This window comes from Kitasatospora sp. NPDC036993 (genome assembly GCF_055607525.1).
Genome location: NZ_JBVJRP010000002.1, coordinates 434,967 through 455,681, shown reverse-complemented (window position 1 = coordinate 455,681; position 20,715 = coordinate 434,967). Strand labels below are relative to the sequence as shown.

The window sequence follows — 20,715 nt, the reverse complement described above, 5'->3', positions numbered from 1 at the left end:
GGGCGCTGCCGGAGGGGCACTCCTCCTCTGTACACCGTGGAGGTGGCGGGGCGCACCCGGAGGCGCCGCACCGGCCGTTCTCCGGCCGGTTGCCGGGGCCTTCTTCGGCCTTCCTCAGCCCTCGTCGCCGTAGCGGGCCAGGTAGGCGGCGAAGCGGGCGACGTCGTCGTCGGACCACTCGGTGAAGCGCGCGGTGAACGAGAGGCGGCGCTGCTCGTTGGCGTCCCGCAGCAGGGTGAGCCCGGCCTCGGTGGCACGCAGGATCTGGCCGCGCTGGTCGTCGGGGTCGGTCTCGCGGGCCAGCAGGCCGAGCTTCTCCAGCGCGGTGACCTGACGGCTGACGGTGGACTTGTCGAGCATGAAGTGCGCGGCCACGTCGGCGGCCCGGCAGCCGCCGCGCTCGGTGATCAGGTCGAGGATGCTGTAGGTGACCAGGGAGAGGTCGGGGTGCAGCTGGGAGGCCTTGTGCCGGGCGCGGCGGGCGAAGGCGGTCAGCTCGCGCTGGATGGTCTCGATGGACGACTGGCGGCCGGGCACGGCGTTCCTACCTCCTCGATATTTGTTGCACTATACAACATATTCGCCCGGGGTCGCGCGTCGCTCCGGCGCTCGCCGCTCCGGTGTGGCCTGCCAGACGCGGGCAGCGGCGATCCGGCTGGTCGCACTCGGGTGAGTGGCGAACAGTAGCTCAAGCACCCTCGGCGGGTCGACATCGGAGACGTTCGCCACCGCCAGTCTGCGCTGCATCGCCACGAACTGCTCGGCGTCATCGGTCAGTTCGAGCGCGTGCCGGTCCGCCCTGGCCTCGATCCGGCGGCTCACCGCGCACTGTAGCGGCCCCGACAGCGCGCCCAGCAGCGCCGCGAGCGCCGCCAGCAGCGGCAGCGCCCTGGGGTCCGCGGCGTCCGTCGCCCCGGCGGCGTCCAGCAGCGGGCGCCAGGCCGACAGCAGTCCGAGGGCGGCCACCGCGACGGCCGCGCCGAGCGCGCCCAGCGCGGTGCCGACCGGCACGTCCCGGTGCTTCACGTGGCCCAGCTCGTGCGCGACCACCAGCTCCACCTCGCGCGGCGCGGCGGCGGTGAGCAGCGTGTCGTAGGCGACGATCCTGCGGGTCGCCCCGAACCCGGAGACGTACGCGTTGAGCGCGGTGGTGCGGCGGGAGGCGTCCGCCACCAGGACGTCTCGGACCCGGACGCCGTCCCGCTCCGCCAGTGCCAGCAGGGCGGTGCGCAGCTCGCCCGGGGGCATCGGGGAGAAGCGGTTGAACACCGGCTCGATCAGCAGCGGGTGGAGGAAGGAGAGCGCGGCCGTCAGCAGCGCCGCCGCGCCCGCCGCCGGCAGCCACCAGCGCTGCGGGGACCAGGCGGTCAGTGCGAACAGCCCGAGCGCGAGCGGGAGGACGAGGACGAGGGTGAGGACGAGACCGCGTACGGCGTCCAGCGCCCAGCCGGCCCAGCCCTGGGTCACCAGCCCGTACCTGGCCCGGACGGTCCGCGCCCCGGCTCCGAACGGCAGTTGCAGCGCCTGGCCGAGCAGTACCAGGGCCGTTGCGCCGGCCAGTACCTCGGCCGTCCTGGAACCGCCGAGCCGGCCGCCGACGGCCGTCACCAGGGCGGCGCCGGCCGGGGTGAGGCCGAGCAGCAGGGTCAGCGCCAGGCCCGCCAGCCGCCCGCCCAGCGCCCACGGCAGCTGGGCCCGGCGGAGCGCCCGGCCCCGGGCGCGCTCGGCGGGGGTGAAGTCCGGGGTGAGATCAGGGGTGAGGTCCGCGGTGGGGCCGGTGCCGGTGCCGGGGCCGAGGCCCGGGGCGGAGTCGGACGACGGAGCGGGGGAGTGGCCTCCGTCGGGGGCCGGGGTTTCGGGGGCCGGGCTGGTGTCCATGGCGGGGTGCGGCTCTTCCGGTCGGGGCGTGGGAGGGGCGGTGCGGCGATTCAGCATGGCGCACCCGCCCGGTCGGTGCGCACACCGCGGGCCCGGCGCTCATTCCTCGGTGGGCCTGGTGCCCACACCGCGGACCAGTGTCACGCGGCGGTGCTCGCGTCGTCGCCCGGCACTCACTCCTCGGTGGGTCCGGTGGCGCCGTGGACACCGGCGCGCAGCAACTGGTGGCCGAGGTCCACCAGGGCGCGGCCGACGGCGAACTCGTCGCCGACCTCCGGGACCGGGGCGTCCCCCGGGTTGCGGCGGGAGCGGGCGTCGCTGTGCAGGACGTTCCCGTCGGCGTCCAGCACGGCGTGCACCCGGGTGGTGTCGGCGTCCTCGACCACGTGCAGGCTGAGTTGCCAGTCCTTGGTGCGCACGGCGCCGGGGGCCGGCTGCCCGGAGCCCATGGCGGCACCGGCACCGGCGATGGTGGTGACGGACCGCGGCGGGCCGGTGGCCGTCCCGCCGGAGCGGATGATCACCACCGGGCAGGCCCCGTGCACCGCGCAGCGGGTGGACACCGAGCCGAGCAGCGTCCGGGCGAAGGTCCCCCGGCCGCGGCTGCCCAGCACCAGCAGGTCGGCGTCCTCGGCCGCGTCCAGCAGCACCTCGGCGGCATGGCCGAGCACCAGGCTCTCCCGGACCTCCACCGGGCGGTCCGGGCCGAGGATCTCGTTGATCTCCGCGCTCAGCGTGCGACGGGCGGTGCGTTCGAAGCCGTCGTCCACCATCGGCGCGAACCACCCGTACAGGGAGGGGTACTCCCAGGCCGCCACCGCGTGCACCGTCGCACCGGTCAGCACGGCCTGGCCGACCGCCCAGCGCAGGGCCGCCTTCGACGGCTCGGAACCGTCGATCCCGACCACGATCCGGCGCTCCCGGGCGGGGGAGGCCCGGCTGCCGCTCACGGCGGGGGACGGGTCGCCGCCCACGGCGGGGGATCGGTTGCTCCCCATCACGTCACACCTCCGGGCCCTCGGGTACGAAGCCTGCTCCCTCTACACCCACGCTGCGCGCCCCGCCCGCCTCCGCGCCAGGGACGGGATGGCCCGGGCGGGCGGGGCGATTGGGACGGGCGGGCCAGGGCAGTGGTCCCGGACGGGGTACGGCGGGCCGGGACAGCCGTCCGGGCCGGGTTCGCGCGGCGTCACGGGGCCGCGTCCGCCAGCGCCCTTTTGTGGCCGGAATGTTGTGGGATCGGGTCCGGGAGGTGGTGATTCGGTGGCGTAGGCTGACCGCTCTTGGATCATCCTCGGGGGGACTTCACTCATGCGCCGTGCCGCGGCCACCGTCGCGCTGCTCGTCGGACTGACCGCCGTCGCCGCCTGTGGGCCGGACGACCCCGACCCGGCCCCGGCCTCCGCCGCACCCGCCCCGCCGACCGAGTCCTCGGCGACGGACGGCTCGCCCTCCGGCACCGCCCCGGGCAAGAACGCCCCGCCCCGGCCCGACGGCACCATCACCGTGGCCTTCGCCGGGGACGTCCACTTCGAGGGCCGCACCGAGGCCCGGCTGGCCGTCCAGCCGGGGGAGCCGGCGCTCGGCCCGATCTCCCGCACCCTGGCCGACGCCGACCTGTCCGTCCTCAACCTGGAGACCGCGATCACCGGGCGCGGTGCCCCCGAGCCGAAGACGTACACCTTCCGCACCTCACCCAAGGCGCTCCCGGCGCTCAAGGAGTCAGGCGTCGACGTCGTCTCGATGGCCAACAACCACGCCGTGGACTTCGGCGCCGACGGCCTCACCGACACCCTCGCCGCCAAGGACTCCTCGCCGATCCCGGTGGTCGGCGTCGGGCGCAACGCCAAGGAGGCGTACGCGCCGTACGTCACCACCGTGCGCGGGGTGAAGGTCGCGGTGGTCGCCGCCAGCCAGGTCGAGGACCTCACCAACCAGAAGTGGCGGGCGGGCGCCAACAAGCCGGGCATCGCCTCGGCACTGGACGTCCCGGCGCTGGTCAAGGCGGTGGAGACGGCCAAGCAGCAGGCTCCGGTGGTGCTCGTCTACCTGCACTGGGGCGACGAGGGCAAGGCCTGTCCGACCGGTCCGCAGACCACCATCGCCAAGAAGCTCGCCACCGCCGGCGCCACCGCCGTGGTCGGCACCCACGCGCACACCATGGTGGGCTCGGGCATGCTCGGCAACACCTACATCGGGTACGGCTTCGGCAACTTCCTCTGGTACGGCACCTCCAACTACGCCAACTCCAACGAGACCGGCGTCACCACCCTCACCCTCACCGCCGACGGCAAGGTGACCGGCGAGGCGTTCACCCCGGCCACCATCGACGACAAGGGCATCCCGGAACCGGTCACCGGCGCCACCGCCGAGGCCGCCCTCAAGCGCCGCGACGGCCTGCGCGGCTGCACCGGGCTCGCCCCGGCACCGGGGGCTCCCGGCACCGCCGATCAGACGACTCCCACCGCTCCCCCGTCCACGGCCCCCACGAAGGCCCCTTCGGGCCCGGCGAAGGCTGCGACCACCCCCGCCGCACCGCGCTAGGGTGCCGCCGTGGGCGGACACCGGGAACTGACGACCGACCGGCTGCGCCCCCGTCGAGGTTGACGCCGCCCCCGCCGCCCACCGGGACCCGGGAGCCCGAGGCCACCACCCCTCGAAGCGCGCCCGCCTCTGTGCCGAGGCCGAGGAACCACCCGGCCGTCGGAACACTGTGTCGGACCACGGTGGGGGAGCGCCACGGCCACGGCTCCCCGACCGTCCGTGAGTACAACTCCCCAGCCGTGCCGGACTTCTGTGGCTTTCAGCCGATGGAGCCGGCAGGCCTGCCGGTCGGCGTCTGCGCCCTGACCCTCGCGAGCCGCCTGCCGTAGGAGCCGCGGTGCCCTCCTCGGTCTCCCGGACGGCGACGTGCGGCGGGTCCGCACCCCGACCCGGCACCGACCGGGTGCCGGAATCCGGGTTCGGAATCCGGTGCGGGGCGTCCGGTGCGAGGCCCCCGGAGTGAGTTGACGTTCGCACAGACTCTCGGCGCGGGCGAACAGCTGTGTTAGGTTAGCCTAGCCTAATCTTGCTGGTCGGAGGGGATGTCCTGTGCAGCAACAGTCCGAATTCGCCGGTGCCGTCGCCATGGTCACCGGGGCCGGGCAGGGCATCGGTGCGGCCGTGGCCCGGGCGCTGGCGGCCGAGGGTGCCGTTGTCGCCGCGGTGGACCGCAACCCCGGTGCGCTCGAAGCCCTGGCCGCCGAGCTTCCGTCCGTGCGCCCGTACGTCCTGGACGTCTCCGACTCCCGGGCCGTGGCCGACACCGTGGAGTCGATCGAGGGCCGGCTCGGCCCGATCGCCACGCTGGTGAACGTCGCGGGAATCCTGCGCACCGCTCCGGTCGTCGAACTCACCGACGTCGACTGGGCGGACACCTTCGCCGTCAACACCACCGGCGTCTTCCACACCGGCCGCGCCGTCGGCCGTCTGATGGCGGCCCGCGGGCGCGGGGCGATCGTGACCGTCGGCTCCAACGCCGCCGGTGTGCCGCGGGCCGGGATGGCCGCCTACGCGGCGTCCAAGGCGGCGGCCACCATGTTCACCCGCTGCCTGGGGCTGGAACTGGCCAGGTCCGGGGTGCGGTGCAACGTGGTGTCGCCCGGCTCGACCGACACCGAGATGCAGCGCGCGCTGTGGGGCGAGGACGCCGAGGCGGCCGAACGCCGGGTGATCGAGGGCGATCCGAGCGCCTGGCGGGTCGGCATCCCGCTCGGGCGGATCGCCGCGCCCGCCGACATCGCGGAAGCCGTGGTGTTCCTGGCCTCCGAACGGGCGCGGCACATCACCATGCACGACCTGTACGTCGACGGCGGCGCGACCCTGCGCGCCTGAGCCGTACCGCTCGCGCCCGTCCGTCCGTCCGCCCGCTCGTCCGCCCGTCCCTCCTCCTCGCCTTCCCGAAGAACCGTCCCAGACTGGAGAAACCACCGTGACCACGGTGCACCACGCCCCTGCCGGCCCGATACCCGCCGGGCCCGGGGCCCCGGCGAACTCCCTTGCCGGGAGCCAGGACCACGCCGTCATCGGTGCGGCCAGCGGACTGCTCGGCCAGTACCGGGCGGGCTCCGACGAGGCGTTCTTCGCCTCGCCGACCCGCACCCTGCTCGGCTCCGGCGTGCACGCCCGGGTGCCGCAGGACGGGCGTCCGCTGCCCGTACGGGTCGCCGAGACACTGGCCGAGGCGGGCCAGGCCGGGGTCGAACGGCCCCTGGTGGTGGGCGCGGTGGCGTTCGACCGGGACAGCCGGGTCGAACTCGCCGTCCCCGCCAGGGTCCGCACCGCGGGGGCCCTGGGTGACGACCCGCTGATCGCCCTGCCCGCGCCGCGGGCCGAGCGGACCGACTGGCGGATCCGCCCGGTGCCCGCGCCCGAGGCGTACGGTGCCGGCGTCGCGGAGGCCGTCGAGCGGCTGCGCGGCGGGGAGTTGAGCAAGGTGGTGCTGGCGCGGACGCTGGAGCTGAGCGCCGCCGAGCCGTTCGACCTGCCCGCCATCCTCCAGCGGCTGGCCCGCCGGGACCCGGGCGGCTACACCTTCGCCGTCCCGGCCGGCGAGGGTCGCACCCTGATCGGTGCCAGCCCCGAACTCCTGCTCTCCCGGCGGGGAACGGTCGTCCTTGCCAACCCGCTGGCCGGCTCGGTGCCGCGCAGCGAGGACCTCGGCGAGGACGTCCGGCGCGCCGCCGCGCTGCTGGAGTCGCCCAAGGACCTGCACGAGCACGCCGTCGTGGTGGACGCCATCCGCGAGGCGCTGGCGCCGTACTGCCGCACCCTGGAGGTGCCCGAACGGCCCACCCTGGTACGGACGGCGGCGATGTGGCACCTGGCCACCACGATCCGCGGCGAGCTGGCCGACCCCGCCGTCTCCGCCCTGGAGCTGGCCTGCGCGCTGCACCCCACCCCGGCGGTCTGCGGCACGCCGACGGACGTCGCGCGCCGGGTGATCGGCGAGGTCGAGCCGTTCGACCGGGGCCTCTACACCGGCATGGTCGGCTGGGAGGACGCGAGCGGCGACGGCGAGTGGGTGGTCACCATCCGCTGCGCGGAGGCGGAGGAGCGCACCCTGCGGGTGTACGCCGGCGCCGGGGTGGTCGAGCAGTCCCGGCCGGAGGCCGAACTCGCCGAGACCAGCGCCAAGTTCCGCACCTTCCTGGATGCCGCGGGGGTGGCCCGGTGACGCCGCTGGAGACCGTTCTCGCAGGATTCACCCCGTACCCAGCCGAGTTCGCCGAGCGCTACCGGGCCGCCGGGTACTGGCGCGGCGAGACCTTCGGGCGGATGCTGCGCGAGCGCGCCGCCGCCCACGGTGAGCGGATCGCCGTCGTCGACCCGGGCGGCCACTCCGTCGCCTCGGCGGAGCGGCGCTGGACGTACGCCGAACTCGACCGCAGGGCCGACCGGATGGCCGCCGGACTGCTCGCCCGCGGCATCCGGGCCGGGGACCGCGTGGTGGTCCAGCTGCCCAACGCCGCCGATTTCTTCGAGGTCGTCTTCGCGCTGTTCCGGATCGGCGCGCTGCCGGTCTTCGCGCTGCCCGCCCACCGGTACACCGAGATCGGGTACTTCTGCTCCTTCACCGAAGCCGCCGCGTACGTGGTGCCGGCCGTCGAGGGCGGCCACGACTACCGCGAACTCGCCACCCGGGTACGGTCGGAGAATCCCGCGCTGCGTCTGGTGCTGGTGGCCGGGGAGGACCCGGGGGAGCACGTCCGGCTCGCCGACGTGCCCTGCGACGGGCCCGGGCCCGAGGCCTTCGGCGGGGAGCCGGGCCCCGGGGACGTCGCCTTCCTCCAGCTCTCCGGCGGCAGCACCGGCGTGCCGAAGCTGATCCCGCGCACCCACGACGACTACATCTACTCGCTGCGCGGCTCGGTCGAACTGTGCGGGCAGGACCCGGACAGCGTGTACCTGTGCGTGCTGCCCGCCGCCCACAACTTCCCGCTCAGCTCGCCGGGTTCGCTCGGCACGCTGTACGCCGGCGGCCGGGTGGTGCTCTGCCCGCAGCCCGCCCCGGAGACGGCCTTCCCGCTGATCGAGCGCGAGGGCGTGACCATCACCGGGCTGGTGCCTCCGCTCGCCCTGCTCTGGATGGACGCCGCCGAGCGCGGTGTCCGCGGGTACGAGAGCCTGGAGGTGCTGCTGGTCGGCGGCGCCAAGTTCAGCGAGGAGGCGGCCCGGCGGGTACGCCCGGTGCTGGGCTGCACGCTCCAGCAGGTGTTCGGGATGGCCGAGGGGCTGGTCAACTACACCCGGCTGGACGACCCGGAGGAGCTGATCACCACCACCCAGGGCCGGCCGATCTCGCCGGACGACGAGGTCCGGGTGGTGGACGACCAGGACCGGGACCTGCCCGACGGTGCCACCGGCCACCTGCTCACCCGCGGCCCCTACACCATCCGCGGCTACTGGAACGCGCCCGGGCACAACGCCGGCTCCTTCACCGCGGACGGTTTCTACCGCACCGGGGACCTGGTCAGGCGCACCCCGACCGGCCACCTGGTGGTCGAGGGGCGGGCCAAGGACCAGATCAACCGGGGCGGCGAGAAGGTCGCCGCCGAGGAGATCGAGAACCACCTGCTCGCGCACCCCGCGGTGCACGACGCGGCGGTGGTGTCGATGCCCGACCCGTACCTGGGCGAGCGCACCTGTGCCTACGTGGTGCTGCGTGCCGAGAACCGTGAGAAACCCCCGAAGGGCGTCGAGTTGAAGCGGTTCGTGCGGCAGCGCGGGCTCGCCGAGTACAAGGTGCCCGACCGGGTCGAGTTCGTCGCGGCCTTTCCGGCCACCGGGATCGGGAAGGTGAGCAAGAAGGACCTGCGCGCCGCGATCGCGGCCTCCCTGACCGCCGGCTGATCCCGTCGGCCACCGCCCTCCAGTTAAGGAACACCACCGTGGGCCTGCCCCGCATTCCCCGCTATCCCATGCCCGCCGCCGAGGAACTGCCCGCCAACCGGGTCGCCTGGACGGTGGACCCGGCGCGCGCCGTCCTGCTGGTGCACGACCTCCAGAACCACTTCCTGGGCGCCTACGACGCCGAGGCCGCCCCGGTGCCCGAACTCCTCGACAACGTCGCGGCGTTGGCCGACGCGGCGCGCGCCGCCGGCGTCCCGGTCGTGTACTCGGCGCAGCTCGGCGGGCAGAGCCCGGCCGAGCGCGGGCTGCAGCAGGACTTCTGGGGCCCCGGCATCCCGGACGACCCGCGGGCCACCGCGATCGCCGACGCCGTCGCCCCGGCGCCGGGCGACACCGTGCTCACCAAGTGGAAGTACAGCGCCTTCGTGCGCACCGAGCTGGAGCGGCTGCTGCGCGAGCAGGGGCGGGACCAGCTGGTGATCACCGGGGTGTACGCGCACATCGGGGTCCAGGCCACCGCCTGCGACGCCTGGATGCGGGACGTGCAGGCCTTCGTGGTGGCCGACGCGGTCGCCGACTTCGGCCCGGAGGAGCACCGCGGCGCACTGGCCTGGGTGGCCGGGCGCTGCGGGATGGTCGACACGGCGCGGGCCGTGCTCGGGGCGCTGGGCGTGACCGCGGAGCCGGTCGGCGCCGCGAGTGGTTCGGATGTCGATGTGCTCGAAGGGGTGGGCGGGAAGTGACGGGCGTGGGCTTCACGGTGGAGCGGATCAGGGCCGAGGTCGCCGACCTGCTCGGGGAGGACCCGGCGGAGATCCCGCTGGACGAGAACCTGGTCGACTGGGGGCTGGACTCCATCCGGCTGATGACGCTCGCCGGGCGCTGGCAGGAGCAGGGGGCCGAGGTGGCCTTCGTCCAGCTCGCGGAGCGCCCGGCGATCGAGGCCTGGGCCGAGCTGCTGGGTGCGGCGTGATGGCCGCCGGGGTCCGGGAGGCGGTCCTGGGGGAGGCGCCGACCACGGTGCCCGAGCTGCCGCCGCTGCCCAGACGCACGGTGCGGTACCCGGCGACCACCGCGGTGGGACCGGTCGAGGCGCAGGCCGCCCGGACGCCGGACGCGCCGGCGCTGGTGCTCGCCGGCGGGGGGACCGTCAGCTACCGCGAGCTGAACGCCTCGGCGAACCGGCTGGCGCGGGCCCTGGCCGCCCGCGGGGCCCGTCCGGGCACGGTGGTCGGCCTGGGTCCTGCCCGCCGGCCGGCCGAGCTGCTGACGACGCTGCTCGCGGTGGTGAAGTCGGGCGCGGCGTACCTGCCGCTGGACCCGGCGGACACCCCGGGGCGGCGGGAGCGGCTGCTCGCGGAGAACGCTCCGGTCTGCGTGCTGGGGGAGGGGGTGCCGGGGGCGCTCGACGGGCTGGAGACGGCGGGCGAGCTGCCCACCGACCCGCCCAGGGCGCTGACCCCGCAGCACCTGCTCTGCGTCGGGTACGGCCCGGGCGGGCGCCCGACCGCCGTCCGGCTCACCCACGCCGAGGCGGACCGCCGGGTGCGCGAGCTCCAGGCGGACCACCCGCTCGGCCCGGGCGACCGGGTGCTGCACCTGGGCCTGCCGCTCTGGGAGTACCTGTGGCCGCTGCGGACGGGCGCCGCGGTGGTGCTCGCCGATCCGTGGCGGGAGGGCGAGGTCGGGACGCTGGTGCGGGAGCTGGGCGTGACGGCGGTACGGGTCGCGCCCGGGGCGATGCTCGGCGGGTGAGGGCCGGGTTTCAAGTGACAACTTTCAGCGAACAGATTTCAGATGACAGATTTCATCATCTGTTCGCTGAAAGTTGTCGGCCGTCGGCCGTCACCCGCCGGTCGGTGCCGGTCAGCGCGGCTCGGCCGCCGCCAGGCCCGCTGCCCGGCCCGCCGCCTCGCCCACCGTCAGGTCCACCGCCGTCCAGGCCATCGCCACCGCGCCGTCCAGCACCGCCCGCTCCGCCTCCGCGCCCAGCGCCGCCTCGGCGAACGCCGCCTCGTGCGGAGCACAGGTGCCGCCCGTGATGTCCAGCACCGGATGGATCGACGGCACCGCGTGCGACACGTTCCCCATGTCCGTACAGGCGAAGGGTCCGCTCTCGACCGGCTCCGGCCGGCCGAGCGCCGCCGCGTTGGCCCGCCACAGGGCCAGCAGCCGGGGGTCGGAGCGCATGTCCAGGTAGTCGGGCTCGGGCCGGGTCAGTTCCACCTCGCACCCGGTGGCGAGTGCCCCGGCGCGGAAGCAGTCCTCGACCCGGGAGCGCAGTTCGGCGAGGTCCTCGGCCGCCGAGGCCCGGATCTCGTACTCGGCGCTCGCGCTGTCCGGTATCAGGTTCGGCGCCGTCCCGGCCGCCGTGGTGATGCCGTGCACCCGCCACTGCGGGGGGAGTTGCTGGCGCAGCAGCCCGATCGCGACCTGGGCCACGGTGAGCGCGTCGGCGGCGTTGCGCCCCCGGTGCGGGTCGAGGCTCGGGTGGGCGGCCCGCCCGGTGTAGCGGACGGACAGCGTGCCGAGGGCGAAGGAGCGGAAGTCGGCGACCTCGACCGGGCAGGGGTGGACCATCATCGCGGCGTCCACCCCGTCGAACGCCCCGGCCTCCAGCAGCAGGGCCTTGCCGGCCCCGCGCTCCTCGGCCGGCGCGCCGATCACCCGTACGGTGAGCCCGAGTTCGTCCGCGTACGGGGCGAGCCCGAGGGCCGCGCCGATCCCGGCGGCGGCGATCAGGTTGTGCCCGCAGGCGTGGCCGAGCCCGGGCAGCGCGTCGTACTCGCAGACCAGGGCGACGGTGACCGGTCCGCTGCCGAGGCGCGCGTCGAACGCGGTGGCCAGGCCGTGCGCGGGCGCGGTGACCGAGTAGCCGTGTCCGCGCAGCAGTTCGGCGCACCAGGCGGCCGCCAGGTGCTCCTCGAAGGCGGTCTCGGGGTGGGCGTGGATGCGCCGGCTGAGCGCGAGCAGTTCCGTCCGCAGGGCGAGGACGCGCGTGCGCACGGCCTCCTTGGCGGCGGTGGGTCCGGTGCCCTGCGGCAGCGGCTCGATCGGGGACATGGGGCGCCTCCGGGGTGTCAGGGGCCCGGCCGTGCGAGGCCGTTGACCAGATCATATGAAGTTAGATTAGGCTAACCTAAGTAAGGCGTTCCGGATCCCCGAGGAGCTCTCCACCCCATGCCTGCCGTCGAAACCCAGATCGCCGACAGCCAGACCGACGACATCCCCCTGCTCGCCGCCCAGGCCGCCATCTGGTACGCCCAGGCGCTCGACCCGGCCAGCCCGGTCTACAACACCGGCGACGCCGTCGAGATCACCGGCCCGCTCGACGAGGACCGGTTCGAGCAGGCGCTGAGGCAGGCCGTGGCCGAGGCGGACGCGCTGAGCACCGTCGTCGTCACCGGCCCGGACGGCACGCCCCGCCAACGGCTGCGCCCCGGCCGCGACTGGCCGCTGCACCGCCTCGACCTGCACGCCGCCGCCGACCCGGCCGCCGAGGCCGAGGCCTGGATGCGCGCCGACCTCGCCCGCCCGGCCGACCTCGCCGAGGGCCCGCTGTTCACCCACGCGCTCGTCCGGCTCGCCGACGACCGCCGGCTCTGGTACCGCCGGATCCACCACCTCGCCGTCGACGCCTACGCGTTGACGCTGCTCGGCGAGCGGGTCGCCGCCCTCTACACGGCCCGCACCGCCGGCACCGAACCCGCCCCGAGCCCCTTCGCCCCACTCGCCGAGGCCGCCGCCGAGGAGGCCGCGTACCTGGAGGGCCCCGAGTACGCCGCCGACCGCGCCCACTGGTCCGCCCGGATGGCCGGCGCCGACACCCCGGCGACCCTCCCCGGCACCCCCGAGCCCGCCGCCGAGCCCGCGGCCGGTACCTCCGCCGGTACCGCCGACGAGGCCCCCGACGCCGGGATCCGCCTCACCGTCGACCTCCCCGCCGGCACCCGCGGCCGCCTGGAGCTCGCCGCCGACACCGTCCGCGCCACCTGGGCCGAACTGCTCCTCGCCGCCGCCGCCGGCTACCTGCACCGCCTGACCGGCACCCAGGACGTCGTCCTCGGCCTGCCGCTCGCCAACCGCCGCGGCCCGGCCGCCCTGCGCACCCCCGTCGCCGCCGCCAACGTGCTCCCGCTGCGCCTCGCCGTCCGCCCCGCCGACAGCGCCGAGACGCTGCTGCGCGCGGTGGTCCGCGAACTGCGCGCCGTCCGCCGCCACCAGCGCTACCCGCTGGAGGACCTGCGCCGCGACCTCGGCCGCACCGGCGACCGCCGCGCCCTGTTCGGCCCGATGGTCAACATCAAGGCCTTCGAGGGCGACCTCGACCTGGCCGGCCTGCCCGGCACCGTCCGCAACCTCGCCGCAGGACCGGTCGACGACCTCGCCCTCAACGTCTCGCCCGGCCCCGACGGCGCGCTGCGCCTGGCCATCGACGCCGACCCGGCCCGCCACGGCACCGCCTCCCTCGCCGCCCACCGCGACGGCCTGCTGCGCTACCTCGACGCCCTCGCCGAACTGCTGCTCACCGACCCGCGGACGCCGATCGCCCGGATCGACCTGCTCGACGCCGACGGCCTGCGCCGCGCCACCGAAGGCCGCACCGAGCCCCCGGCCGAGCGGACCGTCCCCGAGCTGTTCGCCGCCCAGGCCGCCCGCACCCCGGACGCCGTCGCGGTCCGCTCCGGCCCGGCCGCGCTGACCTACCGGCAGCTCGACGACGCCGCCGACCGGCTCGCCCACCGGCTGGCCGCCCTCGGCGTCCGGGCCGGCGCACCGGTCGCGATCGCCCTGCCGCGCGGCACCGGCACCCTGGTCGCGATGCTCGCCGTCCTCAAGGCGGGCGGCGCCTGCGTCTCCCTCGACCTCGCCCACCCGGCCGGGCGCCTGGCCGCCGTGCTGGCCGACGCCCGCCCGGTCTGCGCGATCGGCACCGCCGAGGCCCTCGCCGGACTGGACCTGCCCGCCGGCCTGCCCACCCTCCGGCCGGACGACGCCGACGACGAGCCCGCCGCCGCCCTGCCCGCCGCCGCCCTGCCCGCCGCCCTGCCCGCCCCCCGACCCGACCAGCCCGCCTACGTGCTGCACACCTCGGGCTCCACCGGCCGTCCCAAGGGCGTGGTGGTCACCCACGCCTCGCTGGCCAACCTGCACGCCGGCCTCGGCGAGGACCACATCGCCCCCGCCGTGCGGCGCACCGGCCGCGAGCGGCTGCGCGTCGCCCACAGCGCCTCGTTCGCCTTCGACGCCTCCTGGGACCCGGTGCTCTGGATGGTCCACGGCCACGAGCTCCACCTCCTGGACGACGCCACCTACCGCGACCCGGCCGCCCTCGCCGCCCACCTCGACCGCGAGCGCATCGACTACCTCGACCTCACCCCCTCCTACCTCGAAGTCCTCCTCGCCGAGGGCATCCTGGACGAGGGCCGGCACCGCCCGTCCGTCCTCGTGGTCGGCGGCGAGGCCACCCCGCCCGCCCTCTGGCAGCGCCTGACCGCCGTCCCCGGCCTCCACCCGGTCGACCTCTACGGCCCGACCGAGACCACCGTCGACGCCTACGCCTGGACCCCGGGCCCGGACGGCGCCCCGCACGGCCGGGTGGTGCGCGGCTCCCGCGCCTACGTCCTGGACGGCTCGCTGCGCCCCGTGCCCGACGGCGTCACCGGCGAGCTGTACGTGGCCGGCGCCTGCCTGGCCCGCGGCTACCTCGGCCGCCCCGACCTCACCGCCGAGCGCTTCCTCGCCGACCCCTTCGGCCCGCCCGGCAGCCGGATGTACCGCACCGGCGACCTCGCCCGCCGCCGCCCCGGGGCCGGGGGGAGCACCCTGGAGTTCCTCGGCCGGGCCGACGACCAGGTGAAGATCCGCGGCTTCCGGATCGAACCCGGCGAGATCGCCGCCGTCCTGGCCGAACTGCCCGGCGTCGCCCAGGCCGTGGTGATCGCCCGCCCCGGCCCGCAGGGCAAGCGCCTGCTCGGCTACGCCGTCCCCCGGAGCGGCAGCGCGCCGGACCCGGACGGGCTGCGCGCCGCGCTCGCCGCCCGGCTGCCCGCGCACATGGTCCCGGCGGCCGTCCTGCTGCTGGACGAACTGCCGCGCACCGGCCACGACAAGCTCGACCACCGAGCCCTGCCCGAGCCCGCCGCCACCACCGAGGGCGCCGCCGCGGCGACGCCGGGGGAGGAGCTGGTCTGCGGCCTGTTCGCGGAGGTCCTCGGCCTGCCGCAGGCGCCGGGACGGGACACCTCCTTCTTCGACCTCGGCGGCCACTCGCTGCTCGCCGGCCGCCTCGCCGCCCGGCTGCGCGACACCTTCGCCGCCCCGGTGGGCTTCGCCGACGTGTTCCGGCAGTCGACCCCGGCCGGTCTCGCCGCCCTGCTCGAAGAGGCCCGCGGCGAGGGCGCCGAGGCCGGGCGCCGTCCCGCCCCGGTGCCGGTGCCGCGCACCGAGCGGATGCCGCTCTCGCCCGCCCAGCGCGGCCTCTGGTTCCTGCACCGGCTCGAAGGCCCCAGCCCCACCTACAACATCCCGTTCGCGCTCACCCTCACCGGCCCGCTCGACCGGAGCGCCCTCGCCCTCGCCCTCGGCGACGTCGTCGCCCGGCACGAGGTGCTGCGCACCGTCTACGGGGAGGAGCCGGACGGCACGCCGTACCAGCGCGTCCTGCCGCCCGCGGCCGTCGAACTGCACGACGGCACCGCCGAGTCGTCCGAGTTGTCCGAGGCCGTCCGGCACGCCTTCGACCTGACCGCCGAACCGCCGCTGCGTGTCACGCTGTTCACCGGATCCGCTATGGCCGGGGTCGCCGACGGCGCGGAGCGGCACACCCTCCTCCTGCTGCTCCACCACATCGCGGGCGACGGCGCCTCCACCACCCCGCTGCTGCGCGACCTGGCCACCGCCTACACCGCCAGGATCGCCGGACGGGCTCCCGAACTGCGGCAGCTCGCCTTCCAGTTCGCCGACCACGCGGTCTGGCAGCGGGAACGGCTCGGCACCGCCGACGCGCCCAGCCCGCTCGCCGTCCGGCAGACCGAGCACTGGCGCGCCGCACTCGCCGGACTGCCCGACCAGCTGGAGCTGCCCCTCGACCGCCCCCGCCCGGCCGTCGCGGGCCACCGGGGCGACACCGTGCCCTTCGCCCTCGGCGCCGAGGCGCACGCCGCCCTGGCCGGGCTCGCCCGGGCCGCCGGGAGCACCGTCTTCATGGCCGTCCAGGCCGGGCTCGCCGCCCTGCTCAGCCGGCACGGCGGCGGCACCGACATCCCGGTCGGCACCCCGGTGGCCGGCCGCGAGGACGAGGAGACGGCCGCGCTGGTCGGCTACTTCGTCAACTCGGTGGTGCTGCGCACCGACACGTCGGGCGACCCCACCTTCCGCGAGCTGCTGGCCCGGGTCCGCGGCACCGTGCTCGCCGCCCAGGAGAACGCCGAACTGCCCTTCGACCGGCTGGTCGAGGCGCTCAATCCGGCCCGCTCGCTCGCCCGGCACCCGCTGTTCCAGGTGATGCTCGCCTGGCAGAGCCGCCCGGACGAGCGGGTCGCGCTGGGCGGCGGCCTGACCGCCGACATCGCCGCGATCCCCAGCGGCACCGCCAAGTTCGACCTCACCCTCAACGCCGGCGAGCTGCCCGGCGGCGGCATCGGCGGCTTCCTGGAGTACCGCACCGACCTCTTCGACGCCACCACCGTGGCCGCCCTCGGCGAGCGCCTGGCCCGGCTGCTCACCGCCGCCGCGAGCGCCCCCGACACCCCGATCGGCCGGCTGCCGCTGATCGGCGAGGAGGAGCGGCTGCGCGCCCTGGTCGAGTGGAACGGCGCCCCCGTCACCTCCGCCCCGAGCGCGACCCTGCCCGAGCTGTTCGAGGCGGCCGCCGCCGCCAACCCGAAGGCCGTCGCCGTCAACTACCGGGACGAGTGGCTCGACTACACCGAACTCGCCGCCCGCGCCGACCGGCTGGCCCGGCTGCTGGCCGCCGAGGGCATCGGCCCCGGCACCATCGTCGCGCTCGCCCTGCCCCGCTCGCTCGACCTCGTCGTCGCCCTGCTGGCGGTGGCCAAGTCCGGCGCCGCGTACCTGCCGCTCGACCCGGACTACCCGGCCGACCGGCTCGCCTACATGCTGGCCGACGCCACCCCCGCCGCCCTGCTCACCGACCGCGCCACCGCGCCCCGGCTGCCCGCCCACGAGGTGCGGCAACTCCTGGTCGACGGGCCCGAGTCCGCCGCCTTCCCGGCCACTCCGCTGGAGCAGCACGAGCGCACCCGCCCGCTGCGCGCCGAGGACACCGCGTACGTCATCTACACCTCCGGCTCCACCGGAAAGCCCAAGGGCGTGCCGGTCACCCACCACAACGTGGTCCGGCTGTTCGGCGCCACCGACCACTGGTTCGGCTTCGGCGCCGAGGACGTCTGGACGCTGTTCCACTCCTACGCCTTCGACTTCTCGGTCTGGGAGCTGTGGGGCGCCCTGCTGCACGGCGGCCGGCTGGTCGTCGTCCCGCACCTGGTCAGCCGCGACCCGGCGGCCTTCCTCGACCTGCTCGCCCGCGAGCGGGTCACCGTGCTCAACCAGACGCCGTCCGCCTTCTACCAGCTGAGCGCCGCCGACCGGGACCGCCCCGGCAGCGAACTCGCCCTGCGCTACGTGGTGTTCGGCGGCGAGGCGCTCGAACTCGGCCGGCTGGACGACTGGTACGACCGGCACGCCGAGGACGCGCCCACGCTGGTCAACATGTACGGCATCACCGAGACCACCGTGCACGTCTCGTACGTCGCCCTCGACCGGGCGAGCGCCGCCGCCGGGAGCAGCAGCACCATCGGCGTCAACATCCCCGACCTGCGGGTCTACGTCCTCGACCAGCACCTCCAGCCCGTCCCGCCCGGCGTCACCGGCGAGATGTACGTGGCCGGGGCGGGCCTGGCCCGCGGCTACCTCGGCCGCCCCGAGCTGACCGCCACCCGGTTCGTCGCCGACCCGTACGCCGGGCTGTTCGGCGAGCGCGGCACCCGGATGTACCGCTCCGGGGACCTCGCCCGGCGCCGCACCGACGGCGTGCTGGAGTACTTCGGCCGCGCCGACCAGCAGGTCAAGCTGCGCGGCTTCCGGATCGAACTCGGCGAGATCGAGGCCGTGCTGGCCGCCCACCCGGCCGTCGCCGACGCCGCCGTGGTGGTCCGCGAGGACGTCCCGGGGGACAAGCGGCTGGTCGGCTACGCGGTCGCGGCCGACGCCACGCCGGAGGAACTGCGCGCCCACGCCGCCGCCGGACTGCCCGTCCACATGGTGCCCTCCGCCGTGGTGCTGCTCGACCGCCTTCCGCTGACCGCCAACGGCAAGCTCGACCGCCGCGCCCTGCCCGCCCCCGAGGCCCCCGTGGCGGGCGCCGGACGCCCGCCGCGCACCCCGCGCGAGCAGCAGCTGTGCGAACTGTTCGCCGAGGTGCTGGGGGTGGCCGCGGTCGGCGTCGAGGACGACTTCTTCGCGCTCGGCGGGCACTCGCTGCTGGTCGTGCGGCTCGCAGGACGGATCCGCGAGGTGCTCGGCCTTGAGGTCGGCATCGGCGCGCTGTTCCAGGCGTCCACCGTGGCCGCCCTGGACGCCGCCCTCGCGGCGGGCGCGCCGGACGCCGACGCCCTGGACGTACTGCTCCCGCTGCGGCCCGTCGCCCCCGGCCGGCAGCGCCCGCTGTTCGCCGTCCACCCGGCCGGCGGCCTCAGCTGGTGCTACACCGGCCTGATCCGCAACCTGCCCGGCGAGATCCCGATCTACGGCCTCCAGGCCCAGGGCGTCGGCGCCGCCACCGCAGGGCTCCCGCTGCCCGCGACGCTGGAGGAGCTGGCCGCGCACTACGCGGACCGGCTGCGCGAGGTCCAGCCCGAGGGCCCGTACCGGCTGCTCGGCTGGTCCACCGGCGGGATCATCGCGCACGCGGTGGCCGTCCGGCTCCAGGAGCTGGGCCAGGACGTCGAGTTGCTCGCCGTCCTGGACGCCTACCCGGCCGAGGGCTTCCGCGAACTGCCCGTCCCCGACCGGGCCGAGGCCCTGGAGGCACTGCTCACCATGGGCGGCTTCGGGCCCGAGGACCTGGACGGGCTCCCGCTCGAACTCGGCGCCGTCACCGAGGTGCTGCGCCGCGAGGGCAGCCCGCTCGCCGGACTCGACGAGGCCACCGTGGCCGCGCTGAACGAGATCTACCTCAACACCAACCACCTGGTGCGCGGCTACGACCACCGCCGCTTCGAGGGCGACGTGCTGTTCTTCCGCGCCACCGTCGACACCATCGACGAGACCCTGGTGCCCGAACTCTGGGAGCCGTACGTGTCCGGTCTGATCGCCAACACCGACGTGGCCTGCTCCCACAAGGACATGACCCTGCCCGCCCCGATCGCGCACATCGCGAGCGTGATCGCCGACCACCTCGCCGACCTCCCGAAGAAGACCGACGATGGAGAAGACCACCGATGAGTGACGCCCCCGCCAACCCCTTCGACGCCGACGGCGCGTTCCTCGCGCTCGTCAACCCCGAGGGACAGCACTCCCTGTGGCCCGCCTTCGCCGCCGTCCCGGCCGGCTGGGGCGTCGCCCACGGCCCGTGCGAGCGCGCGGCCGCCCTGGAGTGGATCAGCGCGCACTGGACCACCCTGTGACCCCTCCGGCGGTCGGGACCCCGGCGCGCCCCCTGCTCGCGGGGCGCGCCGCGGTGGTGGTCGTCTACACGGCCGCGATGTGCATGAACGGCCTGGACTCGACCATCGTCAACCCGGCGCTGTTCAGCATCGCCGAGGACTTCGGCCGGCCCGTCTCGGCGGCCAACGCCGTGGAGACCGCCTTCCTGGTCGGCCTCGCCCTCGGCCTGCCGGTGGCCGGCTGGCTGGGCGACCGGTACGGCGTCAAGCGGGTCTTCCTCGGATCGCTCGCCGCCTTCACCCTCGTCTCCGCGCTCTGCGCGGCGGCACCGGGACTGGGCGCGCTGTCGGCCGCCCGGGCCGTCCAGGGGGTGGCCGGAGGGCTGCTCACCCCGGTCGGGATGACCCTGCTGTTCCGGGCCTTCGCCCCGCACGAGCGGGCCGGCCTGGGCCGCTTCCTGATCGTCCCGACCGCGCTGATGCCCGCCCTCGGGCCGCCGCTCGGCGGCTTCCTCACCGAACACCTCTCCTGGCACTGGCTGTTCCTGGTCAACGTGCCGATCGGGGCGGCCGCTGTGCTCATCGGCCTGATCGGCCTGCGCGGCGAGGAGGAGCCGCCGGCCGGCCGCTTCGACACCACCGGCTTCCTGCTCGCCACCCCGGGCCTCGGCCTGCTGACCTACGCCCTGGGCTTCGGCCCGGCGCACGGCTGGACCTCGCCGGGGGTGGCCATCGGCGGACTGCTCGGTCTGGCCCTGCTGGGAGCGGCGGTACGCCACCAACTCCGCGCACCCGAACCGCTGGTGGACCTGCGGCTGCTCGCCGACCGCACCTTCGGCGCCGCGAGCTGGCTGGCCCTGCTGACCTCGGCCGGGCTGATGGGCGCGCTGTTCGCGCTGCCGCTGCTCGTCCAGGCCGTGCGCGGCGCGTCGGCGCTGGACGCGGGGCTGAGCGTCTTCCCCGAGGCGATCGGCCTGATGGCCGCCTCCCAGGTGGTGGACCGCCTGCTGCCGCGGCTCGGCCCGCGCCGGCTCGCCCTGCCCGGGCTGCTGCTGGCGGCGGCGGTGCTGGCCGCCCTCGGCTTCGCGGAGAACCCGTGGGCCGTAAGGGCGTTGATGTTCGCCGTCGGCCTGATCCTGGGCACCGCCGTCCTCACCGTGCAGATCGCCGGCTTCGCCGATGTCCCACCGCCTGCGATGGGCCGTGCGATGGGCCTGTTCACCATCCTGCGCACCCTCGGCGGCGCCCTCGGCATCGCCGCCACGGCGGCGCTGATCGGCGCGGTCGACGACGGCGCGGGTGCCGGGCCGTACCG

At 75.7% G+C, this 20,715-nt stretch carries 13 protein-coding genes and 1 pseudogene; 10 read left to right on the top strand and 4 right to left on the bottom strand.

What is annotated here, in order from left to right; translation table 11 throughout:
• Window positions 1–114: 114 nt before the first annotated feature.
• From ACZ7C5_RS05370 to ACZ7C5_RS05360, 3 genes are all read right to left on the bottom strand, one after another.
• On the bottom strand, window positions 115–537 hold the full coding sequence (locus tag ACZ7C5_RS05370; protein WP_188299000.1) for a MarR family winged helix-turn-helix transcriptional regulator: 423 nt from the start codon (window positions 535–537) through the stop codon (window positions 115–117).
• A gap of 30 nt (window positions 538–567) precedes the next feature.
• Window positions 568–1,878 carry a M48 family metalloprotease gene (locus ACZ7C5_RS05365; protein WP_470322027.1) on the bottom strand — a complete coding sequence of 437 codons (1,311 nt, stop codon included), beginning with the start codon at window positions 1,876–1,878 and terminating at the stop codon, window positions 568–570.
• A gap of 173 nt (window positions 1,879–2,051) precedes the next feature.
• Window positions 2,052–2,876 carry a universal stress protein gene (locus ACZ7C5_RS05360; RefSeq protein ID WP_470322026.1) on the bottom strand — a complete coding sequence of 275 codons (825 nt, stop codon included), beginning with the start codon at window positions 2,874–2,876 and terminating at the stop codon, window positions 2,052–2,054.
• A gap of 313 nt (window positions 2,877–3,189) precedes the next feature.
• Between ACZ7C5_RS05360 and ACZ7C5_RS05355 the strand changes: the two genes are divergently transcribed.
• From ACZ7C5_RS05355 to ACZ7C5_RS05325, 7 genes are all read left to right on the top strand, one after another.
• Window positions 3,190–4,422, top strand: a complete 1,233-nt coding sequence (locus ACZ7C5_RS05355) for a CapA family protein (protein ID WP_401084851.1) — start codon at window positions 3,190–3,192, stop codon at window positions 4,420–4,422.
• 549 nt (window positions 4,423–4,971) lie between these two features.
• Window positions 4,972–5,754 carry a 2,3-dihydro-2,3-dihydroxybenzoate dehydrogenase gene (locus ACZ7C5_RS05350; protein WP_401084848.1) on the top strand — a complete coding sequence of 261 codons (783 nt, stop codon included), beginning with the start codon at window positions 4,972–4,974 and terminating at the stop codon, window positions 5,752–5,754.
• Between the two features lie 130 nt (window positions 5,755–5,884).
• Window positions 5,885–7,096, top strand: a complete 1,212-nt coding sequence (dhbC, locus tag ACZ7C5_RS05345; RefSeq protein ID WP_401085292.1) for an isochorismate synthase DhbC — start codon at window positions 5,885–5,887, stop codon at window positions 7,094–7,096.
• Window positions 7,093–8,772, top strand: a complete 1,680-nt coding sequence (locus tag ACZ7C5_RS05340; protein ID WP_401084846.1) for a (2,3-dihydroxybenzoyl)adenylate synthase — start codon at window positions 7,093–7,095, stop codon at window positions 8,770–8,772. The genes dhbC and ACZ7C5_RS05340 overlap by 4 nt, the downstream gene beginning before the upstream one ends.
• A 38-nt stretch (window positions 8,773–8,810) precedes the next feature.
• A complete protein-coding gene (locus ACZ7C5_RS05335) occupies window positions 8,811–9,515 on the top strand; it encodes an isochorismatase family protein (RefSeq protein WP_401084844.1) in 705 nt (234 codons plus the stop codon).
• Window positions 9,512–9,745, top strand: a complete 234-nt coding sequence (locus ACZ7C5_RS05330; RefSeq protein ID WP_401084842.1) for a phosphopantetheine-binding protein — start codon at window positions 9,512–9,514, stop codon at window positions 9,743–9,745. The genes ACZ7C5_RS05335 and ACZ7C5_RS05330 overlap by 4 nt, the downstream gene beginning before the upstream one ends.
• Window positions 9,745–10,527 carry an AMP-binding protein gene (locus ACZ7C5_RS05325; protein ID WP_401084840.1) on the top strand — a complete coding sequence of 261 codons (783 nt, stop codon included), beginning with the start codon at window positions 9,745–9,747 and terminating at the stop codon, window positions 10,525–10,527. Before ACZ7C5_RS05330 ends, ACZ7C5_RS05325 begins: the two co-directional genes overlap by 1 nt.
• Window positions 10,528–10,638: 111 nt before the next feature.
• Here the strand turns inward: ACZ7C5_RS05325 and ACZ7C5_RS05320 are convergent, their stop codons facing one another.
• Window positions 10,639–11,835, bottom strand: a complete 1,197-nt coding sequence (locus ACZ7C5_RS05320; RefSeq protein ID WP_470322025.1) for an amidohydrolase — start codon at window positions 11,833–11,835, stop codon at window positions 10,639–10,641.
• Window positions 11,836–11,952: 117 nt separating this feature from the next.
• On the opposite strand from ACZ7C5_RS05320, the gene ACZ7C5_RS05315 reads away from it, so the two are divergent.
• The 3 genes and pseudogenes from ACZ7C5_RS05315 to ACZ7C5_RS05305 form a co-directional block, all read left to right on the top strand.
• The gene (locus ACZ7C5_RS05315; protein ID WP_470322024.1) at window positions 11,953–19,239 is read left to right on the top strand and encodes an amino acid adenylation domain-containing protein; all 7,287 of its coding nucleotides are present in this window, start codon (window positions 11,953–11,955) and stop codon (window positions 19,237–19,239) included.
• Window positions 19,236–19,421: an MbtH family protein gene (locus tag ACZ7C5_RS05310; RefSeq protein ID WP_401084831.1), complete on the top strand. Its 186-nt coding sequence runs from the start codon at window positions 19,236–19,238 to the stop codon at window positions 19,419–19,421. The genes ACZ7C5_RS05315 and ACZ7C5_RS05310 overlap by 4 nt, the downstream gene beginning before the upstream one ends.
• Window positions 19,418–20,715: pseudogene (locus ACZ7C5_RS05305) on the top strand (DHA2 family efflux MFS transporter permease subunit); the annotation flags it as partial. The gene ACZ7C5_RS05310 and the pseudogene ACZ7C5_RS05305, both read left to right, overlap by 4 nt.